13 protein-coding genes and 1 pseudogene are annotated in these 16,058 nt (G+C 72.5%); 3 read left to right on the top strand and 11 right to left on the bottom strand.

Annotated elements, in window-relative coordinates; all coding sequences use genetic code 11:
* Window positions 1-42: 42 nt before the first annotated feature.
* The 9 genes and pseudogenes from rpsO to rimP form a co-directional block, all read right to left on the bottom strand.
* A complete protein-coding gene (gene rpsO / locus F4554_RS10305) occupies window positions 43-312 on the bottom strand; it encodes a 30S ribosomal protein S15 (RefSeq protein WP_179787175.1) in 270 nt (89 codons plus the stop codon).
* 116 nt (window positions 313-428) lie between these two features.
* The gene (locus F4554_RS10300) at window positions 429-1,463 is read right to left on the bottom strand and encodes a bifunctional riboflavin kinase/FAD synthetase (RefSeq protein WP_179787174.1); all 1,035 of its coding nucleotides are present in this window, start codon (window positions 1,461-1,463) and stop codon (window positions 429-431) included.
* A 219-nt stretch (window positions 1,464-1,682) separates the two neighbouring features.
* Window positions 1,683-2,594: a tRNA pseudouridine(55) synthase TruB gene (truB, locus tag F4554_RS10295; protein ID WP_337795951.1), complete on the bottom strand. Its 912-nt coding sequence runs from the start codon at window positions 2,592-2,594 to the stop codon at window positions 1,683-1,685.
* Window positions 2,595-2,739: 145 nt separating this feature from the next.
* Window positions 2,740-3,150, bottom strand: a pseudogene (rbfA, locus tag F4554_RS10290) (30S ribosome-binding factor RbfA); the annotation flags it as partial.
* A 147-nt stretch (window positions 3,151-3,297) separates the two neighbouring features.
* Window positions 3,298-3,594 (bottom strand): DUF503 domain-containing protein, encoded by a 297-nt coding sequence (locus F4554_RS10285; RefSeq protein ID WP_179787171.1) that lies wholly within the window; start codon window positions 3,592-3,594, stop codon window positions 3,298-3,300.
* Window positions 3,595-3,934: 340 nt separating this feature from the next.
* Window positions 3,935-7,084 carry a translation initiation factor IF-2 gene (infB, locus tag F4554_RS10280; protein ID WP_179787170.1) on the bottom strand — a complete coding sequence of 1,050 codons (3,150 nt, stop codon included), beginning with the start codon at window positions 7,082-7,084 and terminating at the stop codon, window positions 3,935-3,937.
* Window positions 7,085-7,168: 84 nt separating this feature from the next.
* A complete protein-coding gene (locus F4554_RS32965; RefSeq protein ID WP_179787169.1) occupies window positions 7,169-7,528 on the bottom strand; it encodes a DUF448 domain-containing protein in 360 nt (119 codons plus the stop codon).
* A gap of 268 nt (window positions 7,529-7,796) precedes the next feature.
* Window positions 7,797-8,870, bottom strand: coding sequence for a transcription termination factor NusA (gene nusA / locus F4554_RS10270; protein ID WP_238341258.1), 1,074 nt, complete (start codon window positions 8,868-8,870; stop codon window positions 7,797-7,799).
* Window positions 8,871-8,874: 4 nt separating this feature from the next.
* Window positions 8,875-9,459 (bottom strand): ribosome maturation factor RimP, encoded by a 585-nt coding sequence (gene rimP, locus F4554_RS10265; protein WP_179787168.1) that lies wholly within the window; start codon window positions 9,457-9,459, stop codon window positions 8,875-8,877.
* A gap of 363 nt (window positions 9,460-9,822) precedes the next feature.
* On the opposite strand from rimP, the gene F4554_RS10260 reads away from it, so the two are divergent.
* The gene (locus F4554_RS10260) at window positions 9,823-10,440 is read left to right on the top strand and encodes a ferritin-like domain-containing protein (RefSeq protein WP_179787167.1); all 618 of its coding nucleotides are present in this window, start codon (window positions 9,823-9,825) and stop codon (window positions 10,438-10,440) included.
* 58 nt (window positions 10,441-10,498) lie between these two features.
* Window positions 10,499-10,999, top strand: coding sequence for a ferritin-like domain-containing protein (locus tag F4554_RS10255; protein WP_179787166.1), 501 nt, complete (start codon window positions 10,499-10,501; stop codon window positions 10,997-10,999).
* Window positions 11,000-11,026: 27 nt separating this feature from the next.
* Here the strand turns inward: F4554_RS10255 and F4554_RS10250 are convergent, their stop codons facing one another.
* Window positions 11,027-12,967, bottom strand: a complete 1,941-nt coding sequence (locus tag F4554_RS10250; RefSeq protein WP_179787165.1) for a GxGYxYP domain-containing protein — start codon at window positions 12,965-12,967, stop codon at window positions 11,027-11,029.
* Window positions 12,968-13,083: 116 nt separating this feature from the next.
* Window positions 13,084-13,878: an HAD family hydrolase gene (locus F4554_RS10245; protein ID WP_179787164.1), complete on the bottom strand. Its 795-nt coding sequence runs from the start codon at window positions 13,876-13,878 to the stop codon at window positions 13,084-13,086.
* 238 nt (window positions 13,879-14,116) lie between these two features.
* Here F4554_RS10245 and F4554_RS10240 point away from each other — a divergent pair, with 238 nt between their 5' ends.
* On the top strand, window positions 14,117-15,931 hold the full coding sequence (locus tag F4554_RS10240) for a gamma-glutamyltransferase family protein (RefSeq protein ID WP_179787163.1): 1,815 nt from the start codon (window positions 14,117-14,119) through the stop codon (window positions 15,929-15,931).
* The last annotated feature ends 127 nt before the right edge of the window (window positions 15,932-16,058 follow it).

The following is a 16,058-nucleotide window of genomic DNA, read 5'->3' as shown; positions in this document are numbered from 1 at the left end:
GGAGCGGTGCCACGCAGGCGACCGCTCCCGGAGATTTTCCAGCTATCGGCGCAGGCCGAGCCGCTCGATCAGCGAGCGGTAGCGCTGGATGTCTTCCTTCATGACGTAGTTGAGCAGCCGGCGGCGCTGACCCACGAGGAGCAGCAGACCGCGACGGCTGTGGTGGTCGTGCTTGTGGGCCTTCTGGTGCTCGGTCAGGTGAGTGATCCGATGCGTGAGCAGCGCCACCTGGACCTCGGGCGAACCGGTGTCGCCCTCCTTGGTCGCGTACTCGGAGATGATCTGCTTCTTGGTCGCAGCGTCTAGCGACACGAGGCTCCTTTCGGGATCCGTTGCGCGGCGCGCCAGGGCGGGTTCACCTGGGCACTCTTTGTCCGCGGCCGGCGTACGGCAGTCGTCAGGCTACCAGCCCGAGGGTCGGCCTCCGGTCAGCCGGGGCCGCCGACGCCCCGGTCGGCGGCGAGGACACGGCGCACGTGCTCCACGTCGGCACGAATCTGGGTGACCAGGGCGTCCACCGAGTCGTAGGTCTCCTGCCCGCGCACCCGGTCGACGAACTCCACCGCGATCGGCCGGCCGTACAGGTCCAGATCATCGCGATCCAGGACATACGACTCGACCCGGCGCGGCTCGTGCCCGAACTGCGGGTTGGTCCCCACCGAGATCGCCGCCGGCAGGACCTGAGGGCCGGGCCCGTCCACGTCGGCGACCCGCAGCCACCCGGCGTACACACCGTCGGCAGGCAGCGCCAGGGCGGTCGACGCCGGCACGTTGGCGGTGGGGAACCCCAGCTCGCGGCCACGGTGGGCGCCCTCGACGACCACGCCGTCCACCCGGAAGGTGTGCCCGAGCAGGGCCCGGGCGCCGGCCACGTCACCGGCGGCGAGCCGGTCACGGACCGCGGTGGAGGACACAGCGTCCACGGGTACGTCGGCGGTCCCGGCGTCCGTGGGCGCGGCACCGGCCGGAGCCGGGTCGGCGGTCGAGGGGACCTTCACCGCGCGGGTGAGGCCCTCGACGGCGAACCCGAGCTGCCCGCCCAGGGTGCGGAGCAGGTCGACGTTGCCGGCCGCCTTGTGACCGAAGCGGAAGTCGTCGCCGACCACCACGGCCACCGGGCGCAGCGCCCGGACGAGTTCCCGGACGAAATCCTCGGCCGGCTCGCGGGAACGTTCCTTGTCGAACGGTACGACGACCACTCCGTCCATGCCGTACGCCTCGAACAGCTCCAGCCGGCGCTCCACCGTCGCCAGCAGCGGAGGTACTGCCTCCGGGCGGACCACCGAGGCCGGATGCGGGTCGAACGTCACCACGACAGAGCGGGCACCGTGCTCGCGGGCCAGCTCACGGGTGCGGGCGAGCACCCGCTGGTGACCGCGGTGCACGCCGTCGAAGACGCCGATCGTGACGACCGTCGGCCCGAACAGCGGGTCCGCCCCGGTCAGGTCTGTCCAGCGCTGCATCGTGTCCTCGTCGCCCTTCCGTCCTGATACCTGCCACCGACCTGATACCTGCCACCGACCGCACAGCCCGCGAAGGGAGCCTGCCTCAAAGGGTGCCAGACGGTCACCCGCGGACCCTCGGTCCGGTCCCGGCATCCGCCAACCGGGATCCGGTGACCCGAGACGCTTCGGACCCGCCCGGACCGACCGGACCGTCGAGGCCGTCCCGGGCACCGCCGGTCAGCTCGCGAACACCGCGACCGGCCGGGCACCTTCCTCGACATCCTCGTACAGCGCGAGGAACGCACCGTCCGGGCCGAAGACGCCCACCGGGCCGCCGCCCACCCGCACGCCGGGCAGCTTCTGCCCGAAGGAGACCAGCCGCGCCGTGTGCTCGTCCACGTCGAACCTGGCGAACGTCCGTGCCGCCACGTCGGCGATCGGCACCACTTCGAAGTCGCCCTCGAGCTGGTCGATCGTGCGGGCCTGCTCCAGGCCGTACGGGCCGACGCGGGTACGCCGCAGCGCGGTCAGGTGGCCGCCGACGCCCAGCCCGGCGCCCAGGTCACGGGCCAGCGCCCGGACGTAGGTCCCGCTGGAACACTCGACCACCACGTCGACGTCCACGACCTCGCCCGCCGGCCGGACGTCGGTCACCTCGAACCTGCGCACCACCACCTGGCGCGGTGCCAGCTCGACGTCCTCGCCCTTGTGCACCTTGCGGTAGGCGCGTTCGCCGGCCACCTTCACCGCCGACACCGCGGAGGGCACCTGAGAGATCTCACCGGTCAGGGCGGCGATCCCCGCCTCGACGTCCTCCCTGCGTACGTCCCGGGCGGACGTCTGGGCGGTGACCTCTCCCTCGGCGTCGTCGGTACGGGTGGACACCCCGAGCCGGATCGTCGCGTCGTAGGCCTTCTCGGTGAGGGTGAGGTAGCCGAGCAGCCGGGTGGCGCGTTCGATGCCGAGGACGAGCACGCCGGTCGCCATCGGGTCGAGGGTGCCGGCGTGGCCGACCCGCCGGGTGTGCGCCAGTCGGCGGACCTTGCCCACGACGTCGTGGGAGGTCCAGCCGGCGGGCTTGTCCACGACGACGATGCCGCTTCGGGGCACGCCGGGCCGGGACCTGTCAGAGGGCACGTCAGGGGTCACGTCAGCTCCCGCCGCGACCGCCCCGGCCGGACCGGTCGTCTCCGACGCCGGCGTCGCGCTCGGCCGCCTCGCCGGCGTCGACCACGTCATCCGCGTCCATGTCGTCGAGGTCCATGTCGTCGAGGTCCTCGTCGGTGCGTGGCACGCGGTACGGATCGGCCTCGCCGGCCGGACTCGCCTGCGCGGCCCGGCGGGCCACCTCCGCGTCGGAGTCACGGGCGCGGCGCAGCAGGTCCTCGATGTGCTTGGCGTTCTCGGGTACGGCATCAGCGACGAAGGTCAGGCTCGGCGTGTGCCGAAGCCCGAGCCGGCGGCCGACCTCGGAGCGGATCAGTCCCTTCGCGCTCTCCAGCGCCACCGCGGTGCCGGTGTGGTCCTGGTCGCCGCCGAGCACGGTGTAGAACACGGTGGCGTCGCGCAGGTCACCGGTCAGGCGGGCCTCGGTGACCGTCACGAAGCCGAGCCTGGGGTCCTTCACCCGGCGCTCCAGCATCTCCGCGACGATCACCTGGATCCGGTCCGCGAGCTGGTTCACCCGTGTCTGGTTCATCGCCATCCTCTCCTCGGCCGGCGGGCGACTCGGCCGTGGTCTTCCCCATCGGTCCGGGTTCGCGTGCTTCGTGCCGGCTCACTTCGGTCCCACTCGATCCCACCCGATCGGTCCCACCGCGTCCCGTTCGGTCCTGCTCGCTCCTGCTCGCTGCTACTCGTCGTCCTCGGAGAACAACTGCCGGCGTACCTGCAGCAACTCCACCTCCGGGCGCTCGGCGAGCATCCGCTCCACCGCGTCCAGGACGTCGCGGCAGCGGACGCTCTCACCACTCACCACGGCAACACCGATCTCCGCCCGACGGTAGAGGTCATGGTGCCCTGTCTCGGCGACGGACACGGCATGGCGGCGCGCGATCTCCGCCACGATCGGCCGGACCACCGAGCGCTTCTCCTTCAGCGACCGCACGTCGCCGAGCCGCAGGTCGGCGCACAGCGTCCCGGTGAACATCGGCTCGCCTCATCCTCCGGCAGGTACGACATCGACGGTGCCGACGGTGCCGACGGTGCCGACGGCAGCTGCCGGCTGTGCCGGTCCGGGTCGCACCGGTGGGCTCGCCCGGCGGCACCCGACCCGCGGCACCCGACCCGCAGCACACAGCCAACCACTCACGTACGGGCCCGGTCGCGACCGGGTCACCCGAGCCGAAACGAAGCCCCGAAGCTCTCCGGCGAGGACCTGCACAGGCGTGCTGTGCGGTCCCCTCCGTAGTCGCTCCGGGGCTTCGTCAACGGTCGGTCCCGACCTGCCGGCCGACCTGTGAGTGCCAGGCCGGCCGACCGGATCGGGGTCAGCCGCGCGGCTTCTCCCGCATCTCGTACGTCTCGACCACGTCACCGACCCGCACGTCGTTGTAGTTGTGCAGGGTGAGGCCGCACTCGTAACCCTCGCGGACCTCGGTGGCGTCGTCCTTGAACCGGCGCAGGGACGCGATGTCGCTGCTTTCCACGACGACCGCGCCGTCGCGGAGCAGCCGCGCCTTGGAGTTGCGGCGGATGGTCCCGCTGGTGACCAGACAGCCGGCGATGGTGCCGAACTTGCTGGAACGGAACACGTCCCGGACCTCCGCGGTGCCGAGTCGCGCCTCTTCGTACTCCGGCTTCAGCATGCCCTTCAGGGCCGCCTCCACCTCGTCGATGGCCTGGTAGATCACCGAGTAGAACCGGATCTCCACGCCTTCGCGATCTGCCAACCGCTCCACCGACCGGCCCTGTGCCCGGACGTTGAAGCCGATGATGATCGCGTTGTCGATCGTCGCGAGGTTGACGTCGTTCTCGGTGACCGCACCCACACCGCGGTGCAGGATGCGAAGGTCGACCTCGTCGCCCACGTCGATCTTGGCGAGCGCGTCCTCCAGGGCCTCGACCGACCCGGACACGTCGCCCTTGATGACGAGGTTGAGGGACTGGCGCTCCTCGAGCAGCTTCGACAGGTCGTCGAGGCTGACCCGCTTGGTGCGCTGGGCGAACGACGCGTTGCGCTCGCGCGCCTCGCGCTTCTCCGCGATCTGCCGGGCCATCCGGTCGTCGGCGACCACCATGAAGGTGTCACCGGCGCGCGGCACGGCCGACAGACCGAGTACGAGCACCGGACGCGCGGGCGGAGCCTCCTCGACCGGATTGCCGTTCTCGTCGAGCATCGCGCGCACCCGGCCGTACGCCGGACCCGCGATGATCGAGTCGCCGACCCGGAGCGTGCCGCGCTGCACCAGCACGGTCACCACCGGACCGCGGCCCTTGTCCAGGTGCGCCTCGATCGCGAGACCCTGAGCGTCCTGGTGGGGGTTGGCCCGCAGGTCCAGCGAGGCGTCGGCGGTGAGCACGATCGCCTCGAGCAGCCCGTCGAGGTTGGTCCGGGCCCGCGCGGAGATGTCGACGAACATCGTGTCGCCGCCGTACTCCTCGGGGACCAGGCCGTACTCGGTGAGCTGACCGCGCACCTTGGCCGGGTCGGCGTCGGGCACGTCGATCTTGTTGACCGCCACCACGATCGGCAGGTTGGCCGCCTTGGCGTGGTTGAGCGCCTCGACGGTCTGCGGCATCACGCCGTCGTCGGCCGCCACCACGAGCACCGCGATGTCGGTCGACTGCGCACCACGGGCACGCATGGCGGTGAACGCCTCGTGGCCCGGGGTGTCGATGAACGTGATCTTGCGATCCTGTCCGTCCACCTCGGTGGCGACCTGGTAGGCACCGATGTGCTGGGTGATGCCACCCGCCTCGCCGGCCACGACGTCGGCGTTGCGGATCGCGTCCAGCAGCTTGGTCTTTCCGTGGTCGACGTGACCCATCACCGAAACGACCGGCGGCCGGGCGATCAGCTCGGTGTCCTCGCCCTCGTCCTCACCGAACTCGATGGAGAACGACTCCAGCAGCTCGCGGTCCTCGTCCTCGGGCGAGACCACCTGGATGTCGTACTCGAGCTCGGCGCCCAGCAGCTGCAGCGTCTCGTCGCTGACCGACTGCGTGGCGGTCACCATCTCGCCCAGGTGGAACATCACCTGGACCAGCGACGCCGCGTCCGCACCGATCCGCTCGGCGAAGTCGGTGAGGCTGGCGCCTCGCGGCAGCCGGACGACCTGACCGCCACCACGGGGAACGCGCACACCGCCGACGGACGGCGCCTGCATGTTGTCGAGCTCCTGGCGCTTCTGCCGCTTCGACTTGCGGCCACGGCGCACCGGTCCGCCCGGGCGCCCGAAGGCACCGGCCGTACCGCCACGACCGCGCGCCCCACCGGGACGGCCGCCGAAGCCACCGCGCGGCGGGCCACCGGCGGGTGCACCGGCGCCACCGCCACCGGGACGACCGGCGCCGCCACGACCGGGTGCGCCGGTACGGCCACCGGGACCTCCGGGGCCACCGGTGCGGCCACCAGGACCACCCGTGCGGCCACCAGGACCACCCGCGCGGCCACCAGGACCACCGGTGCGGCCACCGGGACCACCCGAACGCGCGGCCGGACGCGACGGCATCATGCCGGGGTTCGGACGCGGGCCACCCGGACGGTCGCCGGAGCGCTCCGGCCGGGTCGGCATCGTCGCCGGGTTGGGCCGCGGGACGCCGGGGACGCCGCCGCCCTGCTGGCCGGAGCCGTCGCCCTCACGACGCGGACCACCCTGGCCGGGCCGGTCCGAACGCGGACCGCGCATGCCCTGGGTGGAGGTGAAGGGGTTGTTGCCCGGACGCGGAGCCCCGCCGCCCTGACGCGGGCCGGACGGACGCTGCCGGGAGTCGCCGCCCTGACCTCCGCGGCCACCGGGACCACCGGGACCACCTGGTCCGGACTGGCGCGTGGGGCGCTGCCCGGGAGGAGCCGGCCTGGCGCTGGACGAACCCGGACGGTCCGAACGTTCGGGGCGTTCGGGACGGTCGGAGCGTTCCCGACGGTCTGTAGGACGTCCGTCCGGACGGTCTGTAGGACGGCCGCCGTCCGGCCGCGGACCCGGACGGGGTCCCTGCGGCTGGGGCGCCGACCGCTCGGGCGCCGACCGCTCGGGCGCCGACCGCTCGGGCACCTGGGGCGCCGGGGCGCTCGGCTGAGCCGTGGCCGCCGGGCGCTCGGTCACCTCCGGTGCGGCCTCGCGAACCACCTCGGCGGGCGCGGGGGAAGGCTTCGCCGGAGCCGGCCGCGGCGGCGCGGGCTTCGCGCCGGGGACCGGAGTTGGTTTGGGTGCCGTCGGGGCCGAAGCGCCCGATGCGGCCTGCGCCGGGGACGCCGGTGCGGCCTGCTTGCTCGCGGACTTGCGCGCCGATCCCCGTCCGCCGGCCTTGCCGCCGGCTTCGGTCGCGAAGGACTCCTTGAGTTTGCGGACGACGGGTGCCTCGACGGTTGACGAAGCGGAGCGAACGAATTCACCCAGCTCCTGAAGCCTGGCCATGACGGCCTTGCTTTCGATGCCGAACTCCTTGGCGAGTTCGTAGACCCGGACCTTTGCCACTGCTCTCCTTTGCCGGCCCGGGCCCCTTGTGGGTCCAGGCCGCTAGTAACTAGGCGTGCTCATTGCTCGGTTCTCATCGAGTGCTCATGAGCCGCTCGACCCACTTTCTTTGCCTGGGCGGCGCCCCTGGTCGCGCTGGGCGTCGCCGGTGTTCGGTGCGTTGCTGGCCAGATCGGTGGCATCCGCCTGGCCGGTGTCGACTGGATCCTGCTGCTCGACGTGGCGTCGGAGCGGACCGACGTCGATCGGGGCCCGCGCACGCAGGGCGCGCGCGAAAGCTCGTCGGCGTTCGGCGAGTCCGAGGCATTCTCTCGTGGGATGCAGATGCGCCCCACGCCCCGGCGCATGGCCGGTGACGTCCGCGACCAACCGTGTGGCGGTCTCGTCACGTGCGAGGACGACCCGGAGCAGGTCAGACTTTGCCGTACGTTGCCGACAACCCACACACGTGCGCACCGCGTGCGGACGTGTGTTTGGTTCCCGACCTGTACGACCCACCTCGTGAGAGTGTACCCAGACCGCCGGACTCGGCGGGCGCTGGATCTCTTCATCCGGATCCGAGAAGGGTCCGATTCCGGCCGGATCAGGCGAATTCGCCTGGTCAGGCAGGGTCGGACCGGTCTGGTGCCAGGTCGGCCCGGTGTCGTCCGGATGCCGCCCCGTGCCGGCCGCCGGTCGGTCGGGTGCCGACCGGCGTTCCGTCAGAGCCTACCTACTGGTGGTCGCCGGCCTGCTGGTCACCGGCCGCGCCCGCCCCGGCCGGGTTCGGCGACTCACCGGACTCCTCGTCCGTGGCGGGGGTGGCCGGTGCCGGCTCGGCCTCGGCGGTGTCGGACCGGATGTCGATCCGCCAGCCGGTCAGCCTGGCCGCGAGCCGGGCGTTCTGGCCCTCGCGGCCGATGGCGAGGCTGAGCTGGTAGTCGGGTACGACCACCCGCGCCGACCGGGCCGCGGCGTCGACGACCTCGACGCTGCGCACCCGCGCCGGGGACAGGGCCTGCTTGACGTACTCCGCCGGGTCCTCCGACCAGTCGACGATGTCGATCTTCTCGCCGTGCAGCTCGTTCATGACGTTGCGTACGCGCGAACCCACCGGCCCGATACACGCGCCCTTGGCGTTGACCGACGGGTTGCGCGAGTGCACCGCGACCTTGGTGCGGTGACCGGCCTCGCGGGCGATCCCGCTGATCTCGACGGTGCCGTCGGCGATCTCGGGGACCTCCAGCGCGAACAGCTTCCGTACGAGGTTGGGGTGGGTGCGCGACAGGGTGATCTGCGGGCCGCGGAAGCCCTTGCGGACGGCCACCACGAAGCACTTGATCCGGTCGCCGTGGCTGTAACGCTCACCCGGCACCTGCTCCTGGGGCGGCAGCACGCCTTCCACCCGGCCGAGGTTGACGTAGACCAGCCGGGGGTCCTTCCCCTGCTGGATCACGCCGGAGATGATGTCGCCTTCCTTGCCGACGAACTCGCCGAACATGTGGTCTTCCTCGGCGTCGCGCAGCCGCTGCAGGATGACCTGTTTCGCCGTGGTGGTGGCGATCCGGCCGAAGCCGGTCGGGGTGTCGTCCCACTCCCGCGCCGGCTTGCCCTCCTCGTCGAGCTCGGTGGCGTAGACCGTCACGTGCCCGCTCTTGCGGTCGAGTTCGACCCGGGCGTGCGTCTGGGCTCCCTCGGTCCGCTGGTAGGCGATCAGCAGGGCCTGCTCGATCGCCTCGCAGACGGCCTCCAGAGGGACGTCCTTCTCACGCTCCAGAGCGCGCAGGACCGCCATGTCGATGTCCATGGGCCTATCCCTCCTTGTCCGTGTCGTCGTACGTGTCGTACGTGCTGTGGTTGTCGCCGTCGTCCGGCTGGTCGGTGGTGTCGGTGTCGTCGAGTTCCTCACCGGGCTCGCCCTCGTCGGCCGGGGCCATCTTGGCGAACTCGACCTGCACCCGCGCCTTGGCCACCCGGGCGTAGTCGACCTGGTGGGGGGTCCCGTCGACGTCCAGCTCCGCGCTCTGCTCGTCGGCAGCGGTGACCCGTCCGAGCAGCTGGCTGCCGTCGGCATGCACCACCTTGACCAGCCGGCCGACGTTGCGCCGCCAGTGGCGGGGCTCGGTGAGGGGCCGGTCGACGCCCCTGGAGGTCACCTCGAGGGTGTAGGAACCCGCGCCCATCACGTCGCCGGCGTCGAGCAGCTTCGCGACGGTGCGCGAGGTGTCGGCCAGCTGGTCGAGTGTGACGCCGCCGTCCGCGTCCACCACGATGCGCAGGACGGTACGGCGGCCGGCAGGGGTGAGGTCGACGGACTCCAGGTCGAGTCCGGACTGGGCGAGCACCGGCGCGAGAAGGTCGGCCACCTGGTCACGAGCAGCAGAGCCGCTAGCCACGGGTGCCTCCCTCTCTAGTTGTGCGGACGAGGCGGGCGCGGCGCCGGCCGGGTGTCGGGTGCCGCGGAGAGCGGCGCCGTCGCGACCACCTGGGTGCCGGCCCGGCCGCCTCGCTGACGGTGCGAAGCTGGTGCGAACTGGTGCGAACCGAGGGCCGACCGTGGTGCCCTTCGGTCACCTCGACCCGGCCTCGGCGTGGTCAGCGTACCCGGCCGCGGAATTGCCCTTCAAACGGCGCCACGCCCGCGCCGGGACCCCGTTCGATCTCCTCGGCGACGGGCTCCGGCGGGCCGAAATTCCCCAGGACGAAGAAGGGGGACGTAACGTGCCGATGCCCGAATTCGCTCCGGTAACGTCACGCTGGTGAACGCGCCCACCAACGCTTCGTCCCCGGTGTCCCCGGCGTCCGACGAGGTGCCGCCGACCCGGCGTGGAGTGCTGCGCACGACGCTGGGCGCCGGTGTCCTCGGCCTGACCGGGAGCTTCCTCGCCGCCTGCACCACCGGCCGCGACGACGGTCCCGGAACGTCCGGGCGCGGCTCGGCCGCGACACCCACACCGACGCCCGACCCGGACCTTCCGGTGCTCACCTCGGCGCTGACCGAGGAGCGGGCTTTGCTGACCGCCTACGCCGCGACCGTGGCCAAGCACCCCGACCTGCGCAGGCAGCTGTCGGAGTACGTCCGGCGGCACGAGGAGCACCTCGCCGCGCTCACCGCGCTGACCCGACGTGCCGGCAGGTCGACGGCCAGTCCCTCCCCCACGCCCGACCGGACCGCGAGTCCCGGGCCGACCACCCCGGTCGTTCCCGACGCGGGCGGAGACTCGGTCGCCGCCCTGCTCGGGCTGGAGAAGGCCGCCACCGCCGCCCGCCGGACCAACGTCCGGGTGGCGCGCGATCCCGAACACGCCCGGATCCTGGCGTCGATCGGTGCCTGCGAGTCCACGCACGTGCTGACGCTCGGCGCGGAGACCTCCTAGATGTCGGGCCTGGATGTTCGACCTGGATGTTCGATGCCGCCTCGGGGGAGGCTGACCGATGAGTGACCGCGAGATCGCCGGTCTGCAGGAAGCACTGGCCGGAGTGCACGCAGCGATCTGGGGGTACGGCGTGCTGACGCCCCAGTTGGGTTTGGACGACCGGAGCCGCGGCGAGCGCACGATCGAGTTGTACCGCGAACTGCGGGAACGTCTGCGAGCGCAGCTGCGCGCACGTCACGCGACACCGGTCGCCGGCGACGCGGGCTACCGGCTGCCGTTCCAGGTGACCGGCGGCACCAGCGCCCGGCGGCTCGCGTTGTACCTCGAGGACGGATGCGCCGGGGTGTTCGCCGACCTGGTCGCCGCCGCGACGAGTTCGAGCGTGCGCACCATGGGCGCCGACCTGCTCGTCGACTGCGCCCGCCGGCGGCTGGACTGGGGCGCCGATCCGAAGGCCTTCCCCGGTGTCGCCCACCCGCCCGGTGCGACGCCCACGCCCACGGATCCGGCGTCACCGTCGGCGTCCCGCCGCGTCTCCGGCGCCGGGAGCCGGCGGTAGCCGACTCCCGGCACGGTCGCCGCCTGCTCAGCCGAGGTGTTGCCGAACCAGCGCGTAGAACGTGTGCGCGTCCACGAACTCCACCGCCGCCCCCGGCGCCTGCGCGTGCACCGTGTCCACCACGTCCCGGTGCCACGAGGGGCTTTCCAGGATGGTGCGCACGCTGAGGAACCGGGGCGCCGCGGGTGGGCCGGACAGGTCGCCGTCGAGCGCGTCCCGCAGTGCCCGGGCTGCGGTGGCCGCGTCGGCGCGCGGCAGGTCGGGACCCATCCGGACGAAGGGAGTGGTGCCGACCAGTCCCATGGGTTCGATCTTCTGCGCGGCGAACCCGTCGGGTGAGAAGTCGGCGTACGCCGCCCTGGTCCCGGCGTCCATGCCCGGCGCGTAGCCGTCGATCACGAAGCCGGTGACGGTGAGGTCCCAGCGGGTGTAGCGGGGCCGGCAGTGCCGCCTCCACGCGGCGACACCCGACGGCAGGCCGGAGAACTCGCGCGGCGCGGCCAGCATGCCGGGGTTGACGTAACCGGCGCCGCTGTCCCCGGCCACGAACGTGTCGGCCGAGGTCGCCGTCCGCCGGGCGAGGTCCAGCGCCACCGGCATTCTCTCGGCGAGGTTGGGGTTGAACGCCCAGTTGAGCGGGACCTCGCCGCGGGCGGCGTCGTCCCAGATGTAGGGCATCACCTGATACAGCCAGGCGGCCGAGTCGTAGTCGCCGACGTAGAACATCACGTAGCGGCGCGGGACCACCGCACCCGAAGCGTCGACGAAGCCCCGGGCACGCAGGTCGGCAGTGGTCGGGCGTGGACGTTGCGGGTACGCCGCCCGCAGCGGCGCGTGCCGGAACACCGAGGCGTTGGCCATCGCGTCGAGGTTCTCCGCGTCGGCGTCGAGGTAGGCGTTGTAGGCGGACGCGACCTGCACGAAGCGCCACTCGGTGGCCACGGGTTCGTGGTGCCCGCCGGCCGGGTCGACCGTCGTGTACTTGTAGCCCCACGGGACGAACCCGTGCACCGGAACCATCGCTCCCCGCGCCCGCTCGTAGGCCACCCGCAGGATCTCCTCCAACGTGGCCTGGTCGGTGCCCACGGGCTGGTGCGGATCGTCGACAGGAGCCTCGTCGTCCCAGGGCAGCAGGTCGAAGAAGAACCCGCGCCGGCTGACGAGGTAGTCATGGTTGGTGAGCAGGGCCTGCTGCAGCTTGCCCTGAGGCCGGCGTAGCCAGTAGCCGTCGAGGTAGTAGCCGAGGTCAGGTGTGGAACGCCCGGAGCGGAGGTAGTGCTCGACCGCCCAGATGTACGCGTCGCACTTGGCGCTGCCGGTCGACTGACGCCGCGTGCCGGCAATCTGCCCCCGGCCGGTGAACAGCGGGCTCCCGTCGTCGCGCACCAGTCGTACGACCGACGGCAACCGCAGTGGTCCGTCGGCCGTGGCGCGGGTCCCGACGTACCGGGTGTGCAGCGAGTCCGGCGAGGGGTCGTACCGAACGGCCACCAGGTCGCGGGCGCCCGCCACCGTCGACGCGACGTTGGACGTGGCCGGCACGTTCGGGTCCCACACCACGGCACCGCGGAGCGCGCGTCGGAAGGTCCTCACCAGATCGTCGAGGCTGTCGAGGCGGCGAAGCGGCCGGTCGGCGAGCAGACCTTCGTCCCGGCGCAGCACGGTGAGCCAGTAGTCATCGATGTCCTTGGTGCCGAACTCGCTGTGATCGACGAAATGAACGTAGAGCCGGGGAAAGTCGCGGTTGACGATGCCCTGCAAGGTGGCCACGAAGTGGAGTTCGTCGTGCGCCCGGGCGGCCTGTGCCGGATCGGCCAGGTCGAGGGCGTACAGGTGGGTCAGGTCGTAGTGGAACACCGGCTCGGTGGCCGCAACGGCGGGCGCCGGGCGCGCGGTGGCCAGCACCGAGGCGCCGGCAGCCAGGCCGCCCAGCCCTCCGACGAAACTGCGGCGGTCGATCTCGGGCATGGGTCCTCCCCGTACGACGGTCATCGGCGTCGGCTGACGTCCTTCTGAGCCCTGGCCCTGGGCATCGGCCCGAGGCGTGCGCTGACCGCAATGGCATCGCTACCGGACGAAGGGGTTCAACCGTCGCGACCGGTAACGGCTGGCCGGGTCCGCTCACCGGCGGTAGCCGAGCCGGATCGCCAGCCGTCCACGAGCGGGAGGATGTCGGCCAGTCGCTGGACCACCGCGTCCGGCTCACCGTCGGTGTGCCCACGCTGGACGTCGGGGATCTCGCTGTGCGGCACGTGGACAGCTCGCATCCCCACCGAGCGCGCGCCGTGGATGTCGTCGAAGAGCCGGTCGCCGACGAAGACGCAGTGCTCGGGCCGGTCGACGCCGACGGCGGCCATGGCGGCGCGGAACGCCTCCGGATGTGGCTTGGTGTGCGCGATCTCGCTGGTGTAGACGGCACCGTCGATGAGGTCGAGCACGCCGTCGCGGGCGAAGACCAGCTCGTGGTCGTCGCGCGGCCAGACGGTGTTGGACAACACGCCGACCCGGATCCCCCGCTCGTGCAGCGCCCGGAACAGCGGCGCGGCGTCCGGATCGGAGAGGGTGTGCGGCTCCCACCACGCGCGATAGGCCTCGACCCCGCGCTGGTGTGCGGGCCCCGACGGCTCCAGCCCTCCCGCGCGGACGATCGCGTCGAACGCGGTCGCGCGATGCTCCTCCCGGGACCGCCGCCAGGCCTCGTCCTCGGCCGCCCGCAGCGCCGCCGACACCTCGTCGCCGTGGGTCGGGTCGTAGGCCCGCGCGTAGTGCCGCCACTGGTCGTGCAGGTCGACCGTGTGCCAGGGCGTGAGAGTGCCGCCCCAGTCGAAGATCACCGCACTCACTGTCGTCGCCGTCGCCGGTGTCGTCGCTGCTGTCATGCCGGGATGGTGCCAGCGGGCACCGACAACCGGCGCCGCCCGCCCGTACTCCCCTGCCCGTACTCCCCTGCCCGTACTCCCGGGCCGGACGACGATCGGCGGGTGCCGGGACCGGCATCGCGGCCTGCGGAAGGCGTCCACACGTTAGGGTCGGGCGCACCACCGGTCGCCCGACACGTCGCCGCCGCCGTGTCCGGGACCGCCGACCGGCTACCTCCTTCGACGACGAGGACGGTTCATGACGTTCACCACCCGCCCGACCCTCCGGGGCACCTTCGGCATGGTCGCGTCCACGCACTGGCTGGCGTCGCAGAGTGCCATGAGCGTGCTCGAACGCGGCGGCAACGCCTTCGACGCGGCCGCCTGCGCCGGCTTCGTCCTGCACGTGGTCGAGCCGCACCTGAACGGCCCCGGCGGTGAGGTTCCCGCCGTGGTGGCCACCGCCGACGACCCCGCGCCCAGGGTGCTGAACGGGCAGGGACCGGCCCCGGCGGGCGCCACCATCGCGCACTTCCGCGACCTCGGCCTGGACCTGGTGCCCGGCTCCGGGCCGCTGGCGGCGACGGTCCCCGGAGCGGTGGACGCCTGGCTGCTCCTGCTGCGCGACCACGGCACCTGGCCGCTGCGCGACGTGCTCGAGCCCGCGATCGGGTACGCCCGCGCGGGCCATCCGCTGGTGTCCGGCGCGGTGACGACGATCGCCACGGTCGAGCGGTTGTTCGCCGAACACTGGCCCACCTCGGCGGCACTGTGGCTGCGTGACGGGAAGCCGCCGACGCCGAACGCGATGTTCGCCAACCCGGCGTACGCCGACACCCTTGAACGGCTGGCCGCCGAGGGCGAGGCCGCGGGCACCGGCCGGGAGGCCCAGATCGAGGGCGCCCGGAGGGCCTGGCGGGAGGGGTTCGTCGCCGAGGAGGTCGCCACGTTCTCCCGGCAGCCGCACCGCGACTCCAGCGGTGCCGACCACCCCGGCCTGCTCACCGGCGACGACCTCGCCTCCTGGTCGGCGTCCTGGGAGGAACCCGCCACCCTGGAGTGGAACGGCCTGACGGTTGCAAAGACCCGGGCGTGGGGTCAGGGTCCGGTCCTGCTGCAGTCGCTGGCCCTACTGGACGCGCTGGACGCCTCGGCCGACATCGATGGCAGGGACGGCAGAGACGGCAGCGGCGAACTCGGCGTCCACCTGACGGCCGAGGTGCTCAAGCTCGCCCTGGCAGACCGCGAGGCGTGGTACGGCGACCTGCCCGACTCCCCGTTGCCGGCCCTGCTGTCCAAGGAGTACGCCGCCGAACGCGCCGCCCTGGTGGGCGACCGGGCGTCCGGTGACCTGCGCCCGGGCTCGCCGGATGGACGTACGCCGAGGCTGCCGGCGGCGCACGCCGACCCGGACCGGACGGCGCCGAGCGGCGGACGCGGAGCCGGCGACACCGGCGAGCCCACCGTCGACCTCAGCGGCCGTACCCGCGGCGACACCTGTCATGTGGACGTCGTCGACCGCTGGGGCAACATGATCTCGGCCACGCCGAGCGGCGGATGGCTGCAGAGCTCGCCGACCATCCCCTCGCTCGGGTTCTGTCTGGGCAGCCGGGCGCAGATGTTCTGGCTGGAGGAGGGGCTGTCCTCCTCGCTCGTGCCGGGGCGACGTCCCCGTACGACACTCTCGCCGACGCTGGTGCTCGCCGACGGCCGTCCGGTGCTCGCCTGCGGCTCCCCCGGCGGCGACCAGCAGGACCAGTGGCAGCTGCTGTTCGTTCTGCGGCATCTGGGCGCCGGACAGGACCTCCAGCAGGCGATCGACGCGCCGGCGTGGCACACGACGAGCTTCCCCGGTTCCTTCTACCCGCGGACCATGGAGCCGCATGGCCTGGTGGTCGAGGACCGGCTCGGCGAGGAGGCGATCGGTGCGCTGGAACGCCGTGGCCACGTCGTCACGCGTTCGGGTCCATGGAGCCTCGGCCGGCTGTGCGCGGTCGCCCGCGACCCGCGGACCGGCGTCCTGTCGGCCGGGGCCAACCCGCGCGGGATGCAGAACTACGCCGTCGGCCGGTGACAGCTGTCCGGAGCGTGGCCTAGGGTTGGGCCCGGCGCCCTGCCGCGCCCAACCTCCGCGATCCACCCCAGCGGGATCTGCCAGGGAGGCAAAGGGGAACCGACCTCGGCAGCGGGCATGATCGCCT

The sequence above is a fragment of the Actinopolymorpha rutila genome (assembly GCF_013407855.1).
Classification (GTDB): Bacteria; Actinomycetota; Actinomycetes; order Propionibacteriales; family Actinopolymorphaceae; genus Actinopolymorpha; species Actinopolymorpha rutila.
The sequence above is the reverse complement of the archived record's forward strand: the minus strand, read 5'-3'. Positions and strand labels throughout refer to the sequence as shown.